Here is a 22,607-nt window from a genome sequence, read left to right as displayed (position 1 = left end):
TAGCTGGCGCCACATTCTCGGTGTCGTCAGCTATCCCGTTCGCATCATGGGCCCCATCATCTCGTGGACATCATAGGTCATGACCGCGAGCAGGGCTGCGAGCGCAAGATACGCGCCGCCATATTCGAGCTTGGTCTGGAGCGGCACGCCGTAATAGGCGACGTTCTCGGGCGCGTTCGGATCGTATCGCCACGCGCTAATCAGTTGCGGGGCCGCCAGGATCGCAACGATGAGCAGCATCGGGCTTGGCCGGTATAGCGTCAGCGCGACGAGGATCGGCACGCCGGCGAACCAGATCCGCGGGCTGAGGACAGCCGTCACCCGGCCGCCGTCGAGCGGCGAGATCGGTAGCAGGTTGAACAGATTGAGGAACAGCCCGGCGTAGGAGATCGCGAGCAAGAGCCCGCTGTCTTCCGATCTCGCCCACAGGTACACCGCGAGCGCCGCGACCGTCCCGACAACCGGGCCTGCAATTGCGATATAGGCTTCCGTCTCCACGTCGACCGGCTTGTCCTTCAATGCAATCCATGCGCCGACGAACGGAATGAAGGCCGGCGCGCCTACGTCGAGGCCGCGCTGGCGTGCCGCGACGTAGTGGCCCATTTCGTGTGCGAACAGCAGCGCAATGAAGCCCGCCGCATAACGCCAGCCCCATATCGACGCATAGACCGCCAGCGATAGCAGCATGCTGCCGCCGCTGGTGGCGAGCTTTCCCCATTTCAGTCCGGAGAACAGCAACAGGAAAAGAGTCTTCATGCGGCGCCGCCGGCGGAATCGTCGCGCGGCTTGCGGCGGAAGAATTTCACCACGCCTGTGCCGAACACGGCCGCACCGACGAAGATGACTTTGGCGAATTTGAGCACGAAGGCGAGCGCCAGGGCGAACAGGCCGAGCTTTTTGGCCGCGACACCGCCGACCAGCGCGAGCAGCCCGTATTCGGCGATCCGATCGGTCGACGCGTTGAAGTCCTCGTAGCGCTTGTCGGATTGATAGGTGAGGTTGGCCAACAACTCATGGGCGGCGGACTTGTCGGTTGCGATCCTGGTCGAGTCCGACAGCAGGTTCAGGCTGAAATAGCCTTCGCGCCCCAAAGCATAGGTGTTGTAATTGACGTCCTTGCGGACATCGTCTGGCGCGCCCTTGTCCTTGCCGAGCACCGACCATACCAGACGATGGGATGCGGCATCATAGTTCGGCGACTCGATCCAGCCGATCACTTCCATCTCGGGGAATCCGCGGGCGGCGCGATCCTTGTTGGATTCGTCGACACCCTCCTTGAGATTCTTCAGGAGGTCGTCGGCGTTCCAGTCCTTGGCGGCGTCATCCTTGATGTAGCCTTCTTTGATATAGGTGATCACGACCAGCCAGCGGTCGTTCTGCCTTGTGCCAAGCACGAGACCGACGAAATTCGGATCGTGAACCGTATTGCCGAGCGCGCGCATCACCCGCATGCCCTCTGCCTTCGGCAGGAAGAAGTCTCCGGCCGGCAGTTTCAGCGTCGCCTGGTCGATCAACGGAAGGTCTGCGGGACCGGCGGTGCCGGCATTTCCGGCAGCTTGCCACGCGGCAGCCAGCTCCGCCTTGCGGGCCGCTTCGCTGGAAGGAGCCCCCTGGGAAAAGCAAGACTGCGTGCCCAAAATGACAAGCAGGATCACGCCGACGGCGGCAACGAATTTCCTCACGCTATCCCCCAGCATCCAACCTACCGATAATCGGCGTTGTTTGCACTGTAAGATAACGATATGCGACAGAATAGAGCAGCCGCAGGTTGCGTTCGACTATCTCGTGAGCTGTTGCAATTTTGGCGCGTCGGCGTGCGGTGCGCCGGCTTCCTCACTTCTCCGCCAGATAGACCTCGCCCAGCAGCGACGAATTCGACCACGGCACCTGCTTGTTCTTCGTGCCCGAAACCACCTCGGCCCGCACCCGCGTCAGCATCTGCTGCACCTCCAGCCCCGGCGTGCCGAGATGGCGGGACAGCGCCGCGGAGAAGGGCGAATTGGCGCCTTCGCCGTCGAGCGCCACCTGGCCCGGTGCGGTCGCGAATGCGATCAGCGTGCCGGCCCCTAACGTCGCGCCGGCCCCGAGGCTCGACGGAGCTGCGAGGCCCGGCGCGCCCTCGATGCCGCGACTGCTGCCGACGCTCGCGACCTGCTGCGCCATCGGATTGTTGCGGCAGGCATCGAAGATCAGGATGTTGGTACGAACCTGGTCGTCGAGGCCGGCCATGATCGTGTCCATGTCGATCATCGCCTCGGTCATGCCAGTGCCCGGCTTGAGCTCGACATCGACGGGAATGAGGTAGTTGCGGCCGTCCACCTGCACGCCGTGACCGGCATAGTAGACGAGTGCGACCTGCGCTCGTGCCGCATCACGCAAAAACTCGCGCGTCATCTTCTGCATCGCCGCGCGGTCGAGGTCGACGCCCTCCGACACGATGAAGCCGATGTCGCGCAAGCTCTTGGCGACGGCGCGCGCGTCGTTGGGCGGATTGGGCAGTGCCTTCACATGGGCATAGGCGCCGTTGCCGATCACGAGCGCCATGCGGCTGCCGGGCGTTGCGGGGGCAGGCGAGGGCGCAGGCGCGGCGTTAGCCTGCTGCTGTGTGGGCGTGGTCTGCTGTTGTCCTGACGGGGCGGGCGCATCGCGCGGGATCGGCGCGGTGGCGTCCGACACCAGCGATAGCCGCACTTTTGCGGTGGCCTGATTGGCCTTGCTGCCGGCGTCCGAGGCCACGATCGCGAGCGTGGCGTTGTAGTCGTCTTTCGCACGCGCGTAGTCGCCCTTGGCCTCATAGGCCAGCGCGCGGTGGGTGTAGGCGGAGATCAGCACACTGTTCGGCGGCGTCATGATGTTGACCGGCGGCTTGTCCTTCGCGAGCCGGATGGCCTCAGAGCCGTCGGCAATGGCCCGGTCGAGATCGTTCTTCGCGCGCCAGATCGCGGTGCGGTTGATCAGCGGCTGCGGCAGTGTCGGATCGAGCCGGATCGCCTGGTTGATGTCGGAGAGCGCGCCGTCGAGGTCGCCGAGCGCTTCCTTTGCGATGCCGCGGTTCTGGAACGAGAACGCCGATTTCGGATCGGCCCTGATCGACATGTCGTAATCGGCGATCGCCTTGGCGTAGTCGCCCTTGCCACGCCAGGCATTGCCGCGGTTGTGGAAGATGATGCCGCTCGGCGGCCCGAGCTTCAGCGCATCGTCGAAATCCGCGATCGCGATGTCGTAGTCGCCCTTGTCGTAATAGGCCGAGCCCCGCATGTTGTAGACCGCCTGGCTCGGCTGGAGCCGGATCGCCTCGGTGGTATCGGCAATGACCCGGGCGTAGTCGCCCTTTTTGTTCCAGCCCACCGCGCGCCAGAAATAAACGGTCGCGAGCTGCTCGCCCTTGAACACCTTGAGCGCGATGATCTTGCTGCAGGCGTCGACCATCTGGTCCGCCGGCGTGGTCTCGGTGGTGCAGAGCGGCCCGAGCTGGCTGCGCGATTGGGCGGATGCCGGTGCGAACCACACGGTTGCCAAGAGAAGGGTGAGCGCAACGAACAGGCGGCGCATGGGGCCTCGGATGCCGGCGACGTGACAGAAAAGGGGACGTGCCCCTTTTGTCTCCCCTGAAGCACCCTCGGTTCAGATACTGCGCTTGCGGATGCTGGCTTACTTCTTCGATTGGCGGGTGCGGACCTCGATGACGCCGCCAGCCATTTGGACTTCGAATCGTGACAGGAAGCTCATGCCGAGGAGACCGTCGACGCCGGCACCGAAGCTCTTGTCGTCCGTGGTCTGAATTGCCACGGGCACGTTGGTTGCCTCCAGCTTGCCGAGCGCAACCCTGTCGGCCCTGGAGAGCTTTGCCTTGCTTTGGCCGTTGGCCGTTACGAGCGTAATCTCACTGGCGCCTGCGTCGGAGATTTTGGCGCGGCTGGCAAACGCGGCCTTTACGGACACGTAGCTCGCGCCGGTATCGAGGACGAACAGTCCGGAGACGCCGTTGATCGCAGCCTTCACCGTGACGACGTCCTTTCCCCCGCGCAGAGGGAAGCTTTCCTTGCGGGATCCGGTCGAGGCGACGCAGTTGCCCTGGCTCTCGTAGTCCGCGATGATTTTCCGCGTCTGGCTGGTATCGCGGGCGGCCGGATCGAGCGCGACCCATAAACTGATTGGCGCTGTTGCCTCGCAGAACTGTTTGAGAGCGGCATAGGCGCCTGCCATGCGCAGGAAGACACGGCTCGAGATCGATTTCTTGTCCGTGCCATAGAGCTCGATGGCATCGGAATAATCGGCCAGCGCGCGGCGGTAGTCTTGCACGCCTTCAAGCGCGACGCCCCGCAAGTAGTGCGCGTCGTGATTGGTCGGTGCGCGCCGGATGAACTCGTCGGCAACCTCGACCGCTCGGGGATAATCCGTGAGCTTCAGATAGATGTTGATCGAGCGATGCAGTGCCGTGATCGGCGCGCCGCAATTCATGACGAATTTGTAGAGCCCGTCAGCGGCCTGTCGCCGGTAGCCGAGCTTGTCCAGCATCAGCGCGAGATCGCCGATGCTTTTCTGGTCGCACGGCTCGCGCTTCAGCTCTTCCAGACGCAGCCAGACAAATGGGTCGCGCGCCGCCACCACGGGCAGGGCGCCGATCTTTTCATAGACCGATGCGAATAATTCGTCGGGGTTCTCGTCCAAGTAACCTGCACGCGCGCCGCCCGATACTGCCGCCAGAAGACAAGCGGCGAGCCAAATCGCCCTGAACATATCCAGCCCCGAACTTCCCCGTTCGCCACCTATACCGAAAAGTGTAGGTGCGGCCAAATGCACGATGGGGTTTATTCGGAGGGGAGTCTGGACCTGGAGCAATTCCAGAGGCTATTCCCTGAGTGGGCAGAAGCTGCTAGGACACAGGTCCCAACTTTTCTGCCCACCGCCGTCCCACTCCATGAAAAACGACGAAATCCTGAGCCAAATCACCGAGTTCTGCCGCAAGGCGGACATGGCGGAATCGACGTTTGGCCGGCGTGCTGTGAACGATGGGAAGCTCGTGCACCGGCTGCGCGAGGGCAAGCGCATCACCATCGACACGCTGGAGCGGATCCAGGCCTATATCGCCGCGTCCACGACAGGCGGCCTGCCGCCGCCGCGGGGGCTCCAGGTGCCTCCGGAAAAGCGCGATCCGCGCGGCAATTTCCGGTTCTTCGAGAACCGGCAGAAGTATCTGCTGTTCGTCCACACCTGCAGCGAGAAGCGGGTGGTTGCGGAGCGCGTCGCGCTGGAACTCGCCAGCATCCATCCACGGCCGCCGGCCCTGCGCATCTTCGACGCCGGTGTCGGCGACGGTACAGTGCTGGCGCGGGTACTGCGTGCCACGCACCAGCGCTACCCGCACATGCCGTTCTATGTGGCCGGCAAGGAGCTCAGCCTCGAGGATCTGCGCCTGACGCTTGAGAAGGTTCCGGACCGCATTTTCGAGCATCCGGCGTCGGTTTTCGTCTTCACCAACATGTTTTACTCGGAGGCGCCCTGGCTGACGCCGGCGTCGCCTGCGGCTGCCGCTGCCACCGTCTGGCACGAGGTCCCGCTGCGAGGCGCCTCATCGGGCGAATTCGAGCAGCAGATCGCCGAACTGCGGCCGTTTCTGGAGCAGAACTGGCGTGCCGCGATCAGCCCGCGGACGGCGATGCCGTTGTATGAGCGGCCGGTCGTGCTGGTGCTCTACCGCGAGGACCACCGGTTCCTGCTGGATTCGACCATTCCGCGGCCGGGCCAGACCGAGGCCAATTTCGACCTCGTCATTGCATCCCAGCCATACCGGGCGCTGTCCTCGGTCAATTTCCGGGCCAAGCGGATCATTGCACCGCTGGCTAAGGCCTTGCGGCCGGGCGGTCGCCTGATCGGTATTCACTCCCATGGTCACGATCCCGGCATGGAAATGATCCAGGCGATCTGGCCCGGAGAAAATCCTTTCTCGGTGAGCCGTCATGAGCTATTGCGCGCCGTTAAGTACGAGCTTGGCTCGTTGGGCCGCGACTTAAATTTTAATGCTTACGCGGATAACCGTTCGATCTTCAGGTATGATATGGAAGCGCTGCCCAACGAGGTGACGGGTACCATCGGAACCTCGACAGCCTTTGCAGCGTGGAATGCGGCGGTGTATGTCGCTCAGATTGAGGACGACCGGTTGACAGATATGACTCAAAACGGCCGCACTCTGGATGCCGCCAGGGATGTACTGCGAAAGTACAACGGGCTCTGGTTTCTCGACGAATCCTACGTCATCTCGCGCCGGCGTGATTGACATAATCCAAGGGTAAACATCGCAAACTCCGCCTGAAGCGGCGGAACAAGGGGTTACTGATGCGCGCGTCCTATCTTTTCACCAGCGAGTCCGTGTCCGAAGGCCATCCGGACAAGGTCTGTGACCGGATTTCCGACGAAATCGTCGATCTGTTCTACCGGGAAGGGCCGAAGGCCGGCATCGACCCCTGGCAGATCCGCGCGGCCTGCGAGACGCTGGCCACCACCAACAAGGTGGTGATCGCCGGTGAGACCCGCGGTCCGGCGTCCGTCACCAACGAGCAGATCGAAAGCGTCGTGCGCGACGCGATCAAGGACATCGGTTACGAGCAGGACGGCTTCCACTGGCAGAAGGCCGACATCGAGATCCTGCTGCATCCGCAGTCGGCCGACATCGCACAGGGCGTCGACGCGCTGCAGCCGGGCGAAGTCAAGGAAGAGGGCGCTGGCGACCAGGGCATCATGTTCGGTTACGCCACCAACGAGACGCCCGACCTGATGCCGGCGCCGATCTTCTACGCCCACAAGATCCTGCGCCTCATCTCCGAAGCCCGTCACTCCGGCAAGGAGAAGGTGCTCGGTCCGGACTCCAAGAGCCAGGTCACCGTGCAGTACGAGAACGGCAAGCCGGTCGGCGTGCGCGAGATCGTGGTGTCGCACCAGCATCTGGTCGAGGACATCTCGTCGAAGCAGATCCGCGACATCGTCGAGCCCTATGTGCGCGAGGCGCTGCCGAAGGACTGGATCACGGCGAAGACCATCTGGCACATCAATCCCACCGGCAAGTTCTACATCGGCGGTCCCGATGGTGACTCCGGCCTGACCGGCCGCAAGATCATCGTCGACACCTACGGCGGTGCGGCCCCGCATGGCGGCGGCGCGTTCTCCGGCAAGGATCCGACCAAGGTCGACCGCTCCGCAGCTTACGCTGCGCGCTACGTCGCCAAGAACATCGTCGCCGCCGGTCTTGCCGACCGCTGCACGCTGCAGCTCGCCTACGCCATCGGCGTGGCGCGTCCGCTGTCGATCTACATCGACACCCACGGCACTGGTAAGGTGTCCGAGGATGAGCTCGAGAAGGCCGCCGCCAAGGCGATGGACCTCACCCCGCGCGGCATCCGCAGCCATCTCGATCTCAACCGCCCGATCTACGCGCGCACCTCGGCCTACGGCCATTTCGGCCGCACGCCGGACAACGAGGGCGGCTTCTCCTGGGAGAAGACCGATCTCGTCGAGGCGCTCAAGCGCGCGGTCTGATTTTTGTGCGTCATTCCGGGTTCGCACGAATCCGGAATCCTTAATCCTCACGTCGCGATTCCGGGGCACCTCTTGGAGGCGTCCCGGAATGCCCGTTCAACCATAGGACACTCGCAATGAACGCGAAGCCCGGCTTCACCGATTACATCGTCAAGGACATCTCGCTCGCCGATTTCGGCCGCAAGGAACTCTCGCTGGCCGAGACCGAGATGCCCGGCCTGATGGCCACCCGCGAAGAGTACGGCCCGAAGCAGCCGCTGAAGGGCGCGCGCATCGCCGGCTCCCTGCATATGACGATCCAGACCGGCGTGCTGATCGAGACGCTCGCAGCGCTCGGTGCCGACGTTCGCTGGGTCTCCTGCAACATCTATTCGACGCAGGACCACGCTGCGGCTGCGATCGCCGCCGCCGGCATTCCGGTGTTCGCAGTCAAGGGTGAGACGCTGACCGAATACTGGGACTACACCGCAAAACTGTTCGACTGGCACGGTGGCGGTCACCCGAACATGATCCTCGACGACGGCGGCGACGCCACCATGTACGTCCATCTCGGTCTGCGCGCCGAGAACGGCGACACTGCGTTCCTGGACAAGCCGGCTTCGGAAGAAGAGGAAGTCTTCTTCGCGCTCTTGAAGAAGCAGCTCAAGGAAAAGCCGAAGGGCTACTTCGCCGAGATCGCCAAGAGCATCAAGGGCGTCTCCGAGGAGACCACCACGGGCGTGCATCGTCTCTATGACATGCAGAAGGCCGGCACGCTGCTGTGGCCCGCCATCAACGTCAACGACAGCGTCACCAAGTCGAAGTTCGACAACCTCTATGGCTGCCGTGAATCGCTGGTCGACGGCATCCGCCGCGGCACCGACGTGATGATGTCGGGCAAGGTCGCGATGGTCGCGGGCTTCGGTGACGTCGGCAAGGGTTCGGCGGCATCGCTGCGTCAGGCCGGCTGCCGCGTGATGGTGTCGGAAGTCGATCCGATCTGCGCGCTGCAGGCGTCGATGGAAGGTTACGAAGTCACCACGATGGAAGACGCCGCGCCCCGCGCCGACATCTTCGTCACTGCGACCGGCAACAAGGACATCATCACCATCGAGCACATGCGCGCGATGAAGGATCGTGCCATCGTCTGCAACATCGGTCACTTCGACAATGAGATCCAGATCGCGTCACTGCGCAATCTGAAGTGGACCAACATCAAGCCGCAGGTCGACGAGATCGAATTCCCCGACAAGCACCGCATCATCATGCTGTCGGAAGGCCGCCTCGTGAACCTCGGCAACGCGATGGGCCATCCGTCCTTTGTGATGTCGGCGTCCTTCACCAACCAGACGCTGGCGCAGATCGAGCTGTTCGCCAACAACAAGGACGGCAAGTACAAGAAGGAAGTCTACGTGCTGCCGAAGACGCTTGACGAGAAGGTCGCGCGCCTGCATCTCGCCAAGATCGGCGTCAAGCTCACCGAGTTGCGCAAGGACCAGGCCGACTATATCGGCGTGAAACAGGAAGGTCCGTACAAGAGCGATCACTACCGCTACTGAGTTAAAAAAGGCCCCGGAGCGATCTGGGGCCTTTTTCATGGCGGTCATGGTTGCGCGTACGGGGGGTGATTGTCGCGGCTTGTTAACCAGGCCATAATGAGGCTTGTTGCATGTTCGGTCCGAACATGCGGCATACCAACTCATGACGTCAGCAGCTCAGCCGGCAAAGCCTCCTGCTCCGCAGCTGCGGGCGCCTGTCACGAAGCTGCTCGATCCGGAACGGCTCCGCCTTGTCGCGTATTGCTGGATTGTCGTTGCGGCGATCGCTTTCGTGGTCGAACTGGTTGCCCGCACCCGCGTGGGTCCGGCGGATGGCATTGGCGATCCGATCTGCGCGGACTTCATCAACTATTGGACGGGCGCCTATCTGGCACTGCATGGCCGTGCAGCCGAGGTCTACGACTTCGTCGCCTTCCATGATTTCGAGACCTCGTTGACCGGGTTTCAGATCGATTTCCATAACTATTCCTACCCACCGGTTCTCCTGCTGCTCACCGCGCCGTTCGCGCTCCTTCCCTACGTGCCTGCGTTCTTCGTATGGCTCGCGTCGACCTGGTACGGCTTTTATCGCGCGCTGAAGCTCGCTGCGGGCGACAAGGCATTGGTGCTCTCGCTGGCGGCGCCGGCCGTGTTCGTCAACGCGCTGACCGGACAAAACGGCACATTGACGGCAGCCCTCCTGGGTGGCGGGCTCCTGCTGGTCGACCGCCGGCCGGCAGTGGCGGGAATTCTGTTTGGCCTGCTGATCTATAAACCACACCTCGCATTGATGCTGCCTGTTGCAATGATCGCGGGCCGGCGCTGGCGGGTGATCGGTGCGGCCGGCGCCACCGCGCTCCTGCTGATCGCGGCCAGCATTGTGATCTTCGGTCCCGCCGTCTGGGTGGAGTACCAGCACAATCTGTCGGTGCTGCGCACAGTGGTCCTCGAGGATGGCGCCGGGGTCTGGCACCGCATGGTTTCGGTGTTCGTGCTGGTTCGGCGTCTGGGAGGCGGGGTCGAATTGTCCTACGCGCTGCAGGCGGTCTGCGCGGTCGTGGCGGCTCTTGTCGTTGGTTGGAGTTGGCTGCGCGACGATCCTGCGCACATTCGCAACGCCCTGGTCCTCGTCGGGACCTGCCTCGCCACGCCCTATCTGCAGGACTACGACCTCGTGTTCGGAGCATTCGTGGTCGTGTGGCTCAAGAACGCTCAGCAGGATTCGCAAATCGGCGCTCAATGGTTCGATGCCGGGGCGGCGATGGTGCTGCTGCTACCCTTGGTGGCCGCCTCGCTGGCCAGCTTCACCGGGCTGGCCCTTGGGCCGTTGTTCTTGATTTTGCCATTTGTGCTGCTCTGCGCCGTCGCGGCGGAGCAGCGTCGAGCGTCCTCCTCCGTCATGGTCGGTTGACTGGCCCCTGCAACGGTCGGACAATCCCTCCCGGCGGAGGAAACCATGCAACAAGAACATTTCGACGTGCTGATCGTCGGTGCCGGGCTGTCCGGAATCGGCGCGGGCTATCACTTGCAGAGCAAGTGCGCGGGCAAGAGCTACGTCATCCTGGAGGGGCGCGATTGCATCGGCGGGACCTGGGACCTGTTTCGCTATCCCGGCATTCGCTCCGACAGCGACATGTTCACACTCGGCTATTCCTTCAAGCCGTGGACCGATCCGAAGGCGATCGCGGACGGACCGCAGATCCTCAACTATGTGCGCGAGACCGCGGCCGAGAACGGCATCGAGAAGCACATCTGCTTCCGTCATCGCGTCAAGCGCGCGGCGTGGTCGACGCCGGACGCGCGCTGGACTGTCGAGGTCGAGCGTATCACGGGCGAGGGCGCGACCGAGCTCGTGCGCTTCACCTGCAACTTCCTGTTCATGTGCTCGGGCTATTACAAATACGAGGCGGGCTATACGCCGGAGTTCAATGGCGCGGCTGATTTCGCCGGCCGCATCGTGCATCCGCAGAAATGGACCGAGGACATCGACTACGCGGGCAAGCGCGTCGTCGTGATCGGCTCGGGCGCGACCGCGGTGACGCTGGTGCCGGAACTCGCCAAGAAAGCGGCGCAGGTCACCATGCTGCAGCGGTCGCCGACCTATGTGGTGTCGCGTCCGGCACAGGATCCGGTCGCCAACAAGCTCCGCCGCAATTTGCCGACGCGGCTGGCCTATCACGTCATCCGCTGGCGCAACGTCATGTGGGGAATGTTCTTCTTCCAGCTCAGCCGGCGGAGGCCGGACAAGGTGAAGAACCTGATCCTCGGGGGCGTGCGGATGGCGCTCGGGCCGGACTACGACATCGCCACGCATTTCACGCCGCGCTACAACCCTTGGGACCAGCGGCTCTGCCTCGTGCCCGACGGCGATCTGTTCAAGGCGATCCGCGAAAAGCGCGCCGCCGTGGTCACCAACGAGATCGACAGCTTTACCCGCGATGGCATCCGCCTGAAGGATGGCAGCGAGCTCGCGGCCGACATCATCGTGACGGCGACGGGCCTGGTGCTCCAGGTCGTCGGCGGCCTCGAAGTCAGCGTCGACGGCAACGCCGTCGATTTTGCCAACACGCTGACTTACAAGGGCATGATGTATGCCGACGTTCCGAACATGGCTTCGGCCTTCGGGTACACCAACGCGTCCTGGACGCTGAAATGCGATCTCACCTGCGAATATGTCTGCCGTCTGATCAACTACATGGACCGGCACAATTTCCGGCAGGCGATGCCGCACAATGACGACCCCGAGATCACCGCGCAGCCGTCGCTCGATTTCACCTCTGGCTATGTGCAGCGCTCGGTCGCAAAAATGCCGAAGCAGGGCTCGAAGCAGCCGTGGCGGCTGTACCAGAACTATGCCCTCGACATCGTCTCGTTGCGCTTCGGCCGGATCGACGACGGCGTGATGCGATATTCCTGATCACGCCGCCGCTTCTATGCCTTGCGCGTGGTGAGCGCGAGGCCGAGGTCGATCGCGAGTGCGAGCACCACGGCGCCGCCGCCGAGAGCGAACAGGACGAGATAGTCGCCGCCGGTGTTTGCGTAGATCCAGGAGAAGCCGTAAGCGGCCGCGGCCTGGAACAGCGCAAAGCTCGTGGTGGCGTGGCTCCATGTCGCGCGCTGCTGCTCGCTCGAATGCGGGACAAGCTCATGGATACGTCCGAGCACCAGCGGCACGATGCCCGGCGTGAAGCCGCCGACCACGATGCTCGACACGATCAGTGACGCCGGCGCGGTGCTGACGGTCGGGAGCAGCACGGCGGCCGCCTCGATCAAGAAGGCCGCGCGCAAGGCCGGGCCGAATCCGGATCGATCACCGAGATGGCCGGTGACCAGCGGGCCGACGATCGCGCCGAGGCCGTACAGCACCCAATAGCGCGATCCCGCCGCAATGCCCTGGCCGAGGCCGCGTGCCACGAAATCGACGAGGAAGACCATGTGGGGCACCAGCGCGACCGCGTTGAGGCCGTACTGGATCAGCAACGCACGGGCGGCCGTCGGCGTGTGACGCTGCTTCGCCTGATGCACAGGCGCAGCATCGGCCTTGGCCTCCGCAGGCCAGTTCCACCAGCTCGCGAACGTCAGCACGGCCGAGAGCACGCCGAGGCCATACCAGCTCTGCTGCAAGCCCTGTTGCAGCAACAGCGGCACCAGCGTGCCCGATGCGGCGACGCCGAGACCGACGCCCGCAAAGATCACGCCGCCGACAATGCCGCGCCGGGCGGGCGAGGTGTGCGGCAGAATGACGGAGGCCGCCAGCACCATGATGATGCCGCCGGTCAGGCCGGAGAGGAAACGCCAGGCGAAGAACCACATGAACGACACAGGCGTTGAGCTCGCAAAGAACGAGAGCGTCGCGAGCAGCATCATCGCACGCAGCGCGTTCACCGCGCCGATACGTGCGGCGACGGCTCGCGCCGCGAGCGCGCCGGCGAGATAGCCGGCAAGGTTCGCGGCACCGAGATAGACAACGTCGGATGCGCCGAACCATTTTGCAGCGATCAGGGCAGGGATCAGCGGTGTGTAGGAAAAGCGCGCGAGACCAAGGCCGACGAGCGACGCGGACAAGCCCGCGATCGCAAATCGCCAAGTCTGCTGGGACGTCGACCCCGGCCGCGGATGCGGCCGGGCGTGGTGCTTGGTATCTGCGCTGAGTTCAGTCATGCCATCCTCCTGCACGGGCTCAATGGCCTGCGCTCTGGCCGCCATCGACGTGCAGGATCTCGCCGGTGACGAAACTCGCCTGCTCCAGATAGAGCACGGCATCGACGATGTCGGACATCTCGCCCATGTGACCGACCGGGTGCATCGCGCCGAGCTGGGCGTGCGTCGCGACCGGGTGCATCGGCGACTTGATGATGCCGGGCGCAACCGCATTCACGCGAATGCCGCGCCTGGCGTATTCGATCGCGAGTGATTTGGTCGCGGCGTTCAGTCCGCCCTTGCTCAACGAGGCCAGCACCGAGGGCACGTTGGAGTTGGCCTGATCGACCAGGGTGGTTGTGATCTGGACGACGTGGCCAGACCCCTGCTTCTCCATCTCGGCGATGGCGAGCTGCGTGATGTTGAAGAAGCCGGCCACGTTCGTGCCCATCACCGCCGCATAGTCCTCGGCCGTGTACTGCGTGAACGGCTTTGCCAGGAAGATGCCGGCATTGTTGACCAGCGTGTCGACACGGCCAAAGCGGGCGACGGCCTGCGCAACCACGCGCTCTGCGGTCTTCCGGTCGGCGATGTCGCCGGGAACGGTGAGGACATCATCGTCGCCCGACGGCTTGACGGAACGCGCGGTGGCGACCACGCGATAATTGCGATCGCGAAAGCCCTGGACCAGGGCGGCGCCGATGCCCTGCGATGCACCGGTGATGATGGCAACCTTTTGCTCGATACCCATGACGGGCTCCTGGTGTTGATCCGTGCCAGCACTGGCTGGCCTGGGCTTTGAGGTACGCCGCGGCGTCCCGGCTGCGAATACGCGCTGTCCGGCAGACACTCTTTCGCGGCGCGTATGAATGCCGGACCGGCGCCTTGCCGCAGTTGTCGCGGTTGGGGCAACGGCTTAATTTGCCAGAGGAATCTTGGGGGTGGCGGGAACGCATGGATCGTCTGGACGCGATGAAGGTGTTCGTCCTTGCGGTGGACGAGGGCAGCCTGGCGGCCGCAGGCCGCAAGCTCGGTCGCTCGCCGGCGGCGGTGAGCCGCGCCATCGCCTTCCTGGAGGGGCAGGTCGGCGCCGAGCTGCTGCACCGGACCACGCGGTCGATCAAGCTGAGCGAGGAGGGCGAGCGCTATGTCGCGATCTGCCGGCGCGTGCTGACCGAGCTCGAAGAGGCCGACGCCATTGCAGCCGGCCCGCGCGCGGCGCCACGTGGCTTGCTGACGATCACGGCTCCCGTGGTGTCAGGCGAGATGGTGCTGCGTCCGATCCTGGATGCGTTTCTGGACGTCTATCCGACCGTTTCGGCCAAGCTGCTGCTGTTCGACCGTGCGGTCAATCTGATCGAGGAGGGGTTCGATATCGCGCTGCGCATCGGCCCGCTTGCGGATTCGGCGATGGTGGCGATGCGTCTCGGCGAGGTCCGACGGGTCGTGGTCGCGGCGCCACGCTATCTGAAGCAGCATCCGCGCATCGCGGAGCCCGGCGACCTCGCCAAACACCAGATCGTGGCGATGGCGCATCTGCCGAATTCATGGACGTTTGCGCCGTCGAAGAACTCAACGGTGCCGCGCACGGTCCAGTTCACGCCGCGCCTGATGGTCAACAGCACCTATGCGGCGGTCGCCTCCGCGGTGGCCGGGCGCGGCATCGCGCGGATGTATTCCTATCAAGTTGCCGAGCAGGTCGCGCGCGGCGAACTCGAGGTCTTGCTTGCCAGCGACGAGGATCCGGAGATGCCGGCCAACCTGATCTCTCCGCAGGGCCGGCTCTCGGTGCCGAAGGTGCGTGCCTTCACCGATTTTGCCGTGCCCCGACTGAAGAAGCACTTTGCACAGCTCAAGAAGAGCATTGGCGCTCGCTGAGGTGCCGCGTCGCGGCTGCCAATGCGTTGTTTTGCGTATACGGCCCGCGGGATGAATCAGCGATGGTTCTGGACGGTTAACGCCGGATTAACGGATGAGTCCTAGCCTGTCTCGGCCGGGGTTACTCGCAAGGCCGAGGTTTGCCCAATGGAAGCCCAGAAGATCGCGGTCGACGCTGTCGTCGCGCTGACCGATTGCGACCGCGACGCCGTCATCGCTTTTATTCGCCGGCTCTATCTCGCCGGCGTCACCGACCCTAAGCGCCTGACCTTCAAGGGTCTTCAGGCGCTGTCGCGGGCCTGATCCGGCTCGTTTTGCTCCGTTTCGGCCCGATCTGTCGTCGGGTGTTCTCCCCAGAGTGACCGCAACCCAGCGGTGAATATCTTGCCGCTCGGGCTGGGTCGCGTTAGATCACGTCCCCGGCTGGGTCACTCGGGATTTGGGGAAATGCTAAAGCAGCTTTTTGCACCGCAACTCGTCATTTTGTATGTGCTTGCGGCTTCGACGATTTACGTTCACTTCCGCGGCAAGCAGCGGCTGCGCTTCGCGCGCCAGCTCGGCGATCACTCGACCTATCTCGCACCCTACAATGTGCTGATGTATGCGGGCTCGGCGGTGCCGAACAAGCCCGTCATCTCCGTCGAGCAGTTTCCGGAGCTGAAGCCGCTCAGCGAGAACTGGGAGACCATCCGCGACGAGGCCGTCCGCCTGTTCGATGAAGGTTTTATCCGCGCGGCAGCGAAGAACAACGATTGGGGTTTCTATTCGTTCTTCAAGAGCGGCTGGAAACGCTTTTACCTGAAATGGTACGACGACTTCCTGCCCTCGGCGAACACGCTGTGCCCGAAGACGGTGGAGCTGCTCAAGTCGATCCCGAGCGTGCATGGCGCGATGTTCGCGATGCTGCCGCCGGGCGGCAAGCTCGGCGCTCACCGCGATCCCTTTGCCGGATCGCTGCGCTATCACCTCGGCCTGGTCACGCCGAACTCGAACAAGTGCCGCATCCTGGTCGACGGGGTCGAATGCGTCTGGCGTGACGGCGAGGCCTTCATGTTCGACGAAACTTTCATTCACAGCGCGGAGAATGCGACCGACGTCAACCGCATCATCCTGTTCTGCGACGTCGAGCGTCCGATGAAGTACGGCTTCATGACCGCGATCAACCGCTGGGTCAGCCATCACATCGTCAAGGCGTCGGCAACTCAGAACGTCGACGGCGAGAGCGTCGGCGTGCTCAACAAGGTGTTCGGCAAGCTCTACGAGATCCATCTCGGCAGCCGCAAGGTCAAGGCGTGGAACCGCAACGTCTACTACACGCTGAAATATTCGCTCACGGCGCTGGTCCTGGGCCTCATCGTGTTTTCGGCGTTGAAGTAAGGCGAATGCGTAGGGCGGATTAGCGCAGCGTAATCCGCCCTACGAAAAACCCCGGAGCATGCTCCGGGGTTTTGTTTTGTCTCACACCGGCTTGGCACCGGTGTTGATGATCGACCCCACATGCTGCCCGCGCAGTGCCGCGCTGATCCGGCCCGGCACGAGGCCGTTGACCACTTGCACGCGCGCGATGTGGCGTGCGTTGGCCATCACCTCGAGCAGCGCAGGATCGAACGGCAGCGTGCCCTTCAGCTTCGCAAGCTCGGCGAAGCTGGTCTCCTTCAAGAGCTCGGCCTTCTTGCCATCGGCGCCATTGGGATCGGTGGTGTAGACGCCGTCGACGTCCTCCACGATCGTGAGGCCTGCGGCCCCGAGCGCGTCGGCGAGCAGGAAGGCGCCGGTGTCGGCGCGATGCAGCGGGATGCGCGCAGTCGGGAACTCGTGATGGTGGTAGGGCGGGAAGGCGCTGCCGACGACCGCGCGCGCCGCCTGGAGGTGGATTGCGAGCTGGCTCGCGATGGTGCCGTGCTCGACATACGAGACGCCCTCGGGCGCGAGCAGGCTCGCCAGGATGTGGCCGTTCTGGCCGGCCTCGCTGGCAGCGAGCGGCGCGAGCGAGCCGGCCGGCAGGCCGAGGTCGAGACCGACGCTGTAGAGATGGCGGGCGCGGATGCCGGCGCCGGTCAGGATGAGCAGGCGATGCTCGGGCAGGAGCGCGCGCAGCTCGCCGACGAGCGGCAGGATCGCCTCATGGCCCCGGTCCATGATGCGGCCGCCGATCTTGATGACCTGCAGCCAGGGCAGCAGCTTGATCGGGCGGTTGCCGGCGACGGGGCGAGTGAGGTCGCTGTCCAGAAGGGTCTGGCGTGCGAGCGGCGAGGCGACGTGCTTGATCTGGTTGGTGTCAGCCATGACGGTCCTGCCCCTCAGTTCGCGGTGATGATGGTGCCGACATGCTCGCCCGCGAGCGCGCGGGTGAGATTGCCGGGGACGAGGCCGTTCACAACCTGCACCTGGCGGACGTGGCGCGCCGCGGCGAGGAGATCGAGCACCGGGAATTCCAGGATCGAGTCCTGCAGACCCTTGGCCTTCATCTCCGCCACCGAGATTTTCGGAATGAAGGTCGCGTTCTTCGACGTTTTCGGGTTCGCGGTGTAAAGGCCGTTCTCGTCCTTCACATAGATCATCGCCTTGCAGCCGAACTGCTCGGCGACGAGGAAGCATCCGGCATCGGTGCGGTAGGGCGGGATCACGCCTTCCGCCGCGGGCCGCATCCACAGGCTATAGGGCGGCATGCCCGCGAAGATGACGGCGTTCACTTCGGCGAGAAACAGCGGCACGGATGAGAGCCCGGCGCTGCTGACGGCGGAGATCCCGTGCTTGGCCAGAAGCTGTCCAAGCATCGCGGCGTTCTGGTCGGCCACGGAAGCGCCGAGCTGCGACAGCACGCCGGCCGGCAGGCGAAGGCCTGCGGCGATCGAATAGAGATGCCGCGCGCGGGTGCCGGCGCCGGTTCCGATCAGGAGCTTGTGGTTTTTACGGGCCGCGACGATCTCCTCGACGATCGGATAGACCGCGGCGCGTCCGCGATCGATCATGCTCTGGCCGCCGATCTTGATGACGGTCGCATCCGGCAGGATGCGGAAGTCCGAAGCTTTCTCCGCTGCCGCGACAAGCTGTGGGTCGGTGAGCGAGCGCTGCATCAGCAGCCCCTCGAGCTCCGTGATCGTGTTCGACATCCGAGACGTCCTCTCGTTTTCCGCTGCAGGCTCCGCGGCGGACCCTCCGGTCCTCACCCCGCGAATCTTGCTGCACAGTTCCGTCCATGGCAACAAGGCTGCCGCGATTTAGCGGCCAAACATGGAGCAGGCAATGGCCCCGTTGCCACTTGCGAACACCGAGACCGTGCAATTCTTCCGCGAGTGGCTGGATACCTTCTCAGGCTACGTCCGCGAGGTCGACTACGCCTCGGCGCGCCCACTCTTCCATCCCGATGTGCTGGCCTTCGGGACGCATAACGATGTCATCCCGGGCCTCGATCAGTGGGTCTCGTCCCAATGGAACAACGTCTGGCCGAAGACGACCGATTTTCGGTTCGCGCTCGAGCAGACCTCGGTCCTGGCATCCCCCGACGGCACCATGGCGACGGTGATCGCGCCCTGGACCAGCACGGGCTATCATCCCGATGGCAGCGCATTTCCGCGGCCGGGCCGGGCAACGATGATCTTTTCGAGGGATGGCGATGGCTGGCTGTGCGTGCATTCGCACATGTCGCTCAATCGCGGTGTGCCCCAGGCGAGCCACGCCAATCGGCCGGTGAAGGCCTGGTAGAGTGATCGGAAATCAAAAGGCCCCGGACGATGTCCGGGGCCTTTTGATTGCGAGGCGTTGTGCGGCCTATTCCGGCTGGCCGATCGACACCTTCAGCGTGCCGACGCCGTCGACGCCGCATTCGAGCTTGTCGCCGGGCTGGAGCTGCGACACGCCGGCCGGCGTGCCCGTCATGATGATGTCGCCGGCGGCGAGCTTCACCTGCTGGGACAGCTGCCAGATCGTCTCCGGCACGTTCCAGATCATCTGCTCGAGGTCGCCCGTCTGCGCTTCCTTGCCGTTGACCGTCAGCCAGATCTTGCCCTTGGAGGGGTGGCCGATCTTCGAGGCCGGCTGCACGGCGGAAGCCGGCGCGGAGCCGTCGAACGACTTGCCGATCTCCCACGGACGCTCCTTCTTGCGCGAGGCGATCTGGAGGTCGCGGCGGGTGAGGTCGATGCCAACGGCGTAGCCGTAGACGTGGTCGAGCGCCTTCTCGGCGGGGATGTTGAGGCCGCCGCTCTTCAGCGCGACGATCAGCTCGACCTCATGATGCAGATCCTTGGTCAGCGGCGGATAGGGAATGGTGGCGCCATCGGGCACCAGCATGTCGGCATGCTTGGCGAAGAAGAACGGCGGCGCGCGCTCGTCATTGCCCATCTCGCGGATGTGCTCGAGATAGTTGCGGCCGACGCACCAGATGCGGCGCACCGGATAACGGCCGGCCTCGCCGACGACGGGAAGCGAAGCCTGGGGGGGAAGCGGGATGACGTAGGAGGCGGCGTTCATGAAGCGATCTCGCTGCTCTTGGGGTGGAACGAACTCTATGCGGTGGCGCTGATCGGCGCCAGAGCGCCGGCGTCGTAGTGCTGCAGTCGGAAGAACGAGGCGTAGCGGCCCGAGCGGCGAAGCAGCTCGTCATGCCGGCCCTGCTCGACGATTTCGCCGCCCTCGACCACCAGGATGCTATCTGCATGCATGATGGTGTGCAGGCGGTGCGCGATCACGATGGTGGTGCGGTTCTGGCAGAGATGCTCGATCGCCTCCTGCACCTGCCGCTCGGACTCGGAATCGAGCGCGGCGGTGGCTTCGTCCAGCAGGATGATCGGCGCGTCCTTGAGCAGCGCCCGCGCCACCGCGATGCGCTGGCGCTGGCCGCCCGACACTTGCGTGCCGTGCTCGCCGACCGGCGTGTCGTAGCCGAGTGGGAAGCTCATGATGAAATCATGCGCGCAGGCCGCTTTCGCGGCGTCGATGATCTCGTTCTCGCTCGCGCCCGGTTTGCCGAAGGCGATGTTGTTGCGGATGGTGTCGCGGAACAGATAGACGTCCTGGCCGACATAGGCGGTCTGGGCGCGGAGCGATTTGCGCGACACCGCGCCGATCGACTGGCCGTCGATCACGATGTGGCCTTGCGTCACCTCGTAGAAGCGCAACAGCAGCGCCAGCACGGTCGACTTGCCGCCGCCGGAGGGGCCGACCAGCGCGGTGACCTTGCCGGGTTCGGCGACAAAACTCATGCGGTTGAGCACGGTCTCGTTGGCGCGGTAGGAGAAGCTGACGTCGCGCAGCTCGATCCGTGCATCGGAGAGTTTGAGCGCCGGCTTGTCGTCGTCGGAATGTTCGCTGGCCGGGCTGTCGACGACTTCGAGCAGCATGCGCGCGCCGACGAGCTGGCTGTTGAGGTCGATGTTGAGCCGCGCCAGCCGCTTGGCTGGCTCGGTCGCCATCAGGAACGCGGTCATGAACGAGAAGAACGCGCCGGGCGTGGCGTTGAGCGCGACCACGCTGTAGCCGCCATAGAGCAGGCAGCCGGCGACCGCGAAGCCGCCGAGCATTTCCATCAGCGGGTTGGAGCGGTTGGCGACGCGGGCCATCTTGTTGGCGTTGCGCTCGACGATCGCGATGTTCTCGTCGATGCGGCTCTGCATGGTGTCTTCGAGCGTGAACGCCTTCACCGTGCGGATGCCCTGCAGCGATTCCTGCATCGTCTCCAGGATGTCGGCGGTGCCGGTGAACTGGTTGTAGGCGAGGCCCTTGATGCGCTTGACCAGCTTGCGCAGCACCAGCATCGCCGGTGGCACCGCGATGAGGCCGATCAGCGACATCAGCGGATCCTGCCACACCATCACGCCGATCATGGCGAGCAGCATCAGCAAGTCGCGCCCGATGGCGTTGACCAGCATGTTGAGCACGTCGGTGATCGACTTGGCGCCGGCCGTCAGCCGCGCCAGAAATTCGGACGAATGCCGCTCCGAGAAGAAGCCGACGCTCTCACGCATCAGCTTGGCGAACAGCTGGCGCTGGTTGGTGGCGAGGATGGCGTTGCTGATCTTGGTCAGGATCACCATGTGGCCGTAGGTCGCCACGCCCTTGATGAAGAGCAGGATCACCGTGATGCCCGAGAACATCGCGATGCCCGGGATGTTCTTGTCGACATAGGCCTGGTTGATGACCTGGCCGAGCACGTAGGTCGCGCCTGCGGTGGCGCCGGCGGCCACCGCCATCAGCGCAAAGGCGACGAGGTAGCGCCGCCAGTAGATGATCCCCTGTTCCGCGACCAGGCGGCGGATGAGGACCATCGCCTCATAGGGATCGTCGGTGATTTTCTTTGGAAACTGGGCCATCCGTAGTCCATTGACGGCCAAGGCGAAAAGCCTGCCCGCGCGTCAGGGATCGAATGGCCTCTGTGCCCGCTAAAGCGGGGCTTTTCAAGCCCAATTAAGGGCTTGCGCCTGGAGGGAATCTAGGCCGAGACGGCGTGGCGGAGCTCGCCGTGGCGTTCGCGGAACAGCTTGTCCTCCCAGGCCAGCGCGTGCGCCGCGATGGTCTCGAGGTCGTCGTATTGCGGCTTCCAGTCGAGCAGGCCGCGGATGCGGCTGGTGTCGGCGACCATGGTCATGATGTCGCCGGGCCGGCGCGGGGCGTATTGCACGGCAAAGCTGCGGCCCGACACCCGGCGCACGGCGTCGATGGTTTCGAGCACCGAATAGCCGCGGCCGTAGCCGCAGTTCAGCGTGGTCGAGGCGCCGCCGTTGCGCAGGTAAGCCAGCGCCGAGCGATGCGCCTGCGAAAGATCCGTCACGTGGATGAAGTCGCGAATGCAGCTGCCGTCCTGGGTCGGATAGTCGGTGCCGAACACGTCGATCTTGGCGCGCTGGCCGGTCGCGGCTTCCACCGCGATCTTGAGCAGATGCGTGGCACCAACAGTGGCAAGCCCGATGCGGGCTTGCGGGTCGGCGCCGGCGACGTTGAAATAGCGCAAGGTCACGTACTGCATGCCGTAGGCGGCGGCGACGTCGTGCAGCATGATCTCGGTCATCAGCTTCGACGAGCCGTAGGGCGACAGCGGCCTCGTCGGCGCGTGCTCGGGCACCGGCACCTGGTCCGGATTGCCGTAGACGGCGGCGGTCGAGGAGAAGATGAAGCGGCTGATGCCGCGCTTCACCGCGACGTTGAGCAAATTGCGCGCGGTCATGAAATTGTTGCGGTAGTAGCCGAGCGGATCGCGCATCGACTCCGGTACGACCACGGAGCCTGCGAAATGGATGATGCTCTCGATGTTGTGCTGGGCGATCACGCCCTCGAGCAGATTCTCGTCGCCGGCGTCGCCGATGAACAGCGGCACGCCTTCCGGCAAGTAGGCTGAGAAACCGGTGGAGAGATCGTCGATCACGACGACGTCCTCGCCGGCTTCCGCCAGCGCCAGGACCGTGTGACTTCCGATATAGCCGGCGCCGCCGGTGACTAGCACAGTCATGATCTCACCCGTCTTCGATCAACGCGCCACGTTAACGTTTGCGCGGTGAAGAGGGAGTTTCGGCAGCCCTGAACTGGTCACTATGCTTAATGTTG

Annotated in this window: 20 protein-coding genes; 9 read left to right on the top strand and 11 right to left on the bottom strand. The window is 64.2% G+C overall.

The genetic code is table 11. The features are described from left to right. Window positions 1–30: 30 nt before the first annotated feature. The 4 genes from FXB40_RS27600 to FXB40_RS27585 form a co-directional block, all read right to left on the bottom strand. On the bottom strand, window positions 31–756 hold the full coding sequence (locus FXB40_RS27600; RefSeq protein WP_148775282.1) for a site-2 protease family protein: 726 nt from the start codon (window positions 754–756) through the stop codon (window positions 31–33). Beyond that, the gene (locus FXB40_RS27595) at window positions 753–1,682 is read right to left on the bottom strand and encodes a DUF2167 domain-containing protein (protein ID WP_148775281.1); all 930 of its coding nucleotides are present in this window, start codon (window positions 1,680–1,682) and stop codon (window positions 753–755) included. Before FXB40_RS27595 ends, FXB40_RS27600 begins: the two co-directional genes overlap by 4 nt. A 151-nt stretch (window positions 1,683–1,833) precedes the next feature. Further along, window positions 1,834–3,552 (bottom strand): caspase family protein, encoded by a 1,719-nt coding sequence (locus FXB40_RS27590; RefSeq protein WP_148775280.1) that lies wholly within the window; start codon window positions 3,550–3,552, stop codon window positions 1,834–1,836. A 99-nt stretch (window positions 3,553–3,651) separates the two neighbouring features. Next, window positions 3,652–4,740, bottom strand: a complete 1,089-nt coding sequence (locus tag FXB40_RS27585; RefSeq protein WP_148775279.1) for a retroviral-like aspartic protease family protein — start codon at window positions 4,738–4,740, stop codon at window positions 3,652–3,654. Window positions 4,741–4,921: 181 nt separating this feature from the next. On the opposite strand from FXB40_RS27585, the gene FXB40_RS27580 reads away from it, so the two are divergent. From FXB40_RS27580 to FXB40_RS27560, 5 genes are all read left to right on the top strand, one after another. Continuing rightward, window positions 4,922–6,277 carry a hypothetical protein gene (locus FXB40_RS27580; protein WP_148775399.1) on the top strand — a complete coding sequence of 452 codons (1,356 nt, stop codon included), beginning with the start codon at window positions 4,922–4,924 and terminating at the stop codon, window positions 6,275–6,277. Between the two features lie 59 nt (window positions 6,278–6,336). After that, a complete protein-coding gene (gene metK / locus FXB40_RS27575) occupies window positions 6,337–7,533 on the top strand; it encodes a methionine adenosyltransferase (RefSeq protein WP_148775278.1) in 1,197 nt (398 codons plus the stop codon). A 116-nt stretch (window positions 7,534–7,649) separates the two neighbouring features. After that, a complete protein-coding gene (gene ahcY, locus FXB40_RS27570) occupies window positions 7,650–9,071 on the top strand; it encodes an adenosylhomocysteinase (RefSeq protein WP_148775277.1) in 1,422 nt (473 codons plus the stop codon). A 271-nt stretch (window positions 9,072–9,342) separates the two neighbouring features. After that, on the top strand, window positions 9,343–10,461 hold the full coding sequence (locus tag FXB40_RS27565; RefSeq protein ID WP_246207992.1) for a glycosyltransferase family 87 protein: 1,119 nt from the start codon (window positions 9,343–9,345) through the stop codon (window positions 10,459–10,461). Between the two features lie 45 nt (window positions 10,462–10,506). Continuing rightward, window positions 10,507–11,967 (top strand): flavin-containing monooxygenase, encoded by a 1,461-nt coding sequence (locus tag FXB40_RS27560; RefSeq protein ID WP_148775275.1) that lies wholly within the window; start codon window positions 10,507–10,509, stop codon window positions 11,965–11,967. A 14-nt stretch (window positions 11,968–11,981) separates the two neighbouring features. Here FXB40_RS27560 and FXB40_RS27555 read toward each other — a convergent pair whose 3' ends face one another. Together FXB40_RS27555 and FXB40_RS27550 are read right to left on the bottom strand one after the other, a co-directional pair. After that, the gene (locus tag FXB40_RS27555) at window positions 11,982–13,211 is read right to left on the bottom strand and encodes a YbfB/YjiJ family MFS transporter (RefSeq protein ID WP_187437182.1); all 1,230 of its coding nucleotides are present in this window, start codon (window positions 13,209–13,211) and stop codon (window positions 11,982–11,984) included. Window positions 13,212–13,230: 19 nt separating this feature from the next. Next, entirely contained in the window at window positions 13,231–13,941 is a 711-nt protein-coding gene (locus FXB40_RS27550; protein WP_148775273.1) for an SDR family NAD(P)-dependent oxidoreductase, read from the bottom strand. A gap of 203 nt (window positions 13,942–14,144) precedes the next feature. Here FXB40_RS27550 and FXB40_RS27545 point away from each other — a divergent pair, with 203 nt between their 5' ends. The 3 genes from FXB40_RS27545 to FXB40_RS27540 all read left to right on the top strand — a co-directional run bounded on the left by FXB40_RS27545 (window position 14,145) and on the right by FXB40_RS27540 (window position 16,445). Then, window positions 14,145–15,068: a LysR family transcriptional regulator gene (locus FXB40_RS27545; protein WP_148775272.1), complete on the top strand. Its 924-nt coding sequence runs from the start codon at window positions 14,145–14,147 to the stop codon at window positions 15,066–15,068. Window positions 15,069–15,215: 147 nt separating this feature from the next. Continuing rightward, window positions 15,216–15,371, top strand: coding sequence for a hypothetical protein (locus tag FXB40_RS48150; protein ID WP_014493894.1), 156 nt, complete (start codon window positions 15,216–15,218; stop codon window positions 15,369–15,371). 144 nt (window positions 15,372–15,515) lie between these two features. After that, on the top strand, window positions 15,516–16,445 hold the full coding sequence (locus FXB40_RS27540) for an aspartyl/asparaginyl beta-hydroxylase domain-containing protein (RefSeq protein WP_148775271.1): 930 nt from the start codon (window positions 15,516–15,518) through the stop codon (window positions 16,443–16,445). Window positions 16,446–16,526: 81 nt separating this feature from the next. Here the strand turns inward: FXB40_RS27540 and FXB40_RS27535 are convergent, their stop codons facing one another. Further along, the gene (locus FXB40_RS27535; RefSeq protein ID WP_148775270.1) at window positions 16,527–17,354 is read right to left on the bottom strand and encodes an amino acid kinase family protein; all 828 of its coding nucleotides are present in this window, start codon (window positions 17,352–17,354) and stop codon (window positions 16,527–16,529) included. A gap of 14 nt (window positions 17,355–17,368) precedes the next feature. Next, on the bottom strand, window positions 17,369–18,181 hold the full coding sequence (locus FXB40_RS27530) for an amino acid kinase family protein (RefSeq protein WP_148775269.1): 813 nt from the start codon (window positions 18,179–18,181) through the stop codon (window positions 17,369–17,371). Window positions 18,182–18,314: 133 nt separating this feature from the next. Between FXB40_RS27530 and FXB40_RS27525 the strand changes: the two genes are divergently transcribed. Further along, window positions 18,315–18,773, top strand: coding sequence for a YybH family protein (locus FXB40_RS27525; protein ID WP_148775268.1), 459 nt, complete (start codon window positions 18,315–18,317; stop codon window positions 18,771–18,773). 66 nt (window positions 18,774–18,839) lie between these two features. Here FXB40_RS27525 and FXB40_RS27520 read toward each other — a convergent pair whose 3' ends face one another. From FXB40_RS27520 to galE, 3 genes are all read right to left on the bottom strand, one after another. Then, window positions 18,840–19,541: a fumarylacetoacetate hydrolase family protein gene (locus tag FXB40_RS27520; RefSeq protein ID WP_148775267.1), complete on the bottom strand. Its 702-nt coding sequence runs from the start codon at window positions 19,539–19,541 to the stop codon at window positions 18,840–18,842. Window positions 19,542–19,576: 35 nt separating this feature from the next. Next, window positions 19,577–21,379 carry an ABC transporter ATP-binding protein gene (locus FXB40_RS27515; RefSeq protein WP_148775266.1) on the bottom strand — a complete coding sequence of 601 codons (1,803 nt, stop codon included), beginning with the start codon at window positions 21,377–21,379 and terminating at the stop codon, window positions 19,577–19,579. 119 nt (window positions 21,380–21,498) lie between these two features. Next, entirely contained in the window at window positions 21,499–22,512 is a 1,014-nt protein-coding gene (galE, locus tag FXB40_RS27510; protein ID WP_148775265.1) for a UDP-glucose 4-epimerase GalE, read from the bottom strand. Window positions 22,513–22,607 lie beyond the last annotated feature (95 nt).

It is taken from the genome of Bradyrhizobium rifense (assembly GCF_008123425.1).
GTDB lineage: Bacteria > Pseudomonadota > Alphaproteobacteria > Rhizobiales > Xanthobacteraceae > Bradyrhizobium > Bradyrhizobium rifense.
Note: the sequence above shows the minus strand (reverse complement) of the source record. Positions and strands in the feature narration are given on the sequence as shown.

What these genes read in the sequence shown, in the direction of transcription:
- FXB40_RS27600 (WP_148775282.1), bottom strand. Translation starts at nt 756, where the DNA reads ATGAAGACTCTTTTCCTGTTGCTGTTCTCCGGACTGAAATGGGGAAAG.
- FXB40_RS27590 (WP_148775280.1), bottom strand. Translation starts at nt 3,552, where the DNA reads ATGCGCCGCCTGTTCGTTGCGCTCACCCTTCTCTTGGCAACCGTGTGG.
- FXB40_RS27585 (WP_148775279.1), bottom strand. Translation starts at nt 4,740, where the DNA reads ATGTTCAGGGCGATTTGGCTCGCCGCTTGTCTTCTGGCGGCAGTATCG.
- FXB40_RS27580 (WP_148775399.1), top strand. Translation starts at nt 4,922, where the DNA reads ATGAAAAACGACGAAATCCTGAGCCAAATCACCGAGTTCTGCCGCAAG.
- metK (WP_148775278.1), top strand. Translation starts at nt 6,337, where the DNA reads ATGCGCGCGTCCTATCTTTTCACCAGCGAGTCCGTGTCCGAAGGCCAT.
- ahcY (WP_148775277.1), top strand. Translation starts at nt 7,650, where the DNA reads ATGAACGCGAAGCCCGGCTTCACCGATTACATCGTCAAGGACATCTCG.
- FXB40_RS27560 (WP_148775275.1), top strand. Translation starts at nt 10,507, where the DNA reads ATGCAACAAGAACATTTCGACGTGCTGATCGTCGGTGCCGGGCTGTCC.
- FXB40_RS27555 (WP_187437182.1), bottom strand. Translation starts at nt 13,211, where the DNA reads ATGACTGAACTCAGCGCAGATACCAAGCACCACGCCCGGCCGCATCCG.
- FXB40_RS27550 (WP_148775273.1), bottom strand. Translation starts at nt 13,941, where the DNA reads ATGGGTATCGAGCAAAAGGTTGCCATCATCACCGGTGCATCGCAGGGC.
- FXB40_RS27545 (WP_148775272.1), top strand. Translation starts at nt 14,145, where the DNA reads ATGGATCGTCTGGACGCGATGAAGGTGTTCGTCCTTGCGGTGGACGAG.
- FXB40_RS48150 (WP_014493894.1), top strand. Translation starts at nt 15,216, where the DNA reads ATGGAAGCCCAGAAGATCGCGGTCGACGCTGTCGTCGCGCTGACCGAT.
- FXB40_RS27540 (WP_148775271.1), top strand. Translation starts at nt 15,516, where the DNA reads ATGCTAAAGCAGCTTTTTGCACCGCAACTCGTCATTTTGTATGTGCTT.
- FXB40_RS27535 (WP_148775270.1), bottom strand. Translation starts at nt 17,354, where the DNA reads ATGGCTGACACCAACCAGATCAAGCACGTCGCCTCGCCGCTCGCACGC.
- FXB40_RS27530 (WP_148775269.1), bottom strand. Translation starts at nt 18,181, where the DNA reads ATGTCGAACACGATCACGGAGCTCGAGGGGCTGCTGATGCAGCGCTCG.
- FXB40_RS27525 (WP_148775268.1), top strand. Translation starts at nt 18,315, where the DNA reads ATGGCCCCGTTGCCACTTGCGAACACCGAGACCGTGCAATTCTTCCGC.
- FXB40_RS27520 (WP_148775267.1), bottom strand. Translation starts at nt 19,541, where the DNA reads ATGAACGCCGCCTCCTACGTCATCCCGCTTCCCCCCCAGGCTTCGCTT.
- FXB40_RS27515 (WP_148775266.1), bottom strand. Translation starts at nt 21,379, where the DNA reads ATGGCCCAGTTTCCAAAGAAAATCACCGACGATCCCTATGAGGCGATG.
- galE (WP_148775265.1), bottom strand. Translation starts at nt 22,512, where the DNA reads ATGACTGTGCTAGTCACCGGCGGCGCCGGCTATATCGGAAGTCACACG.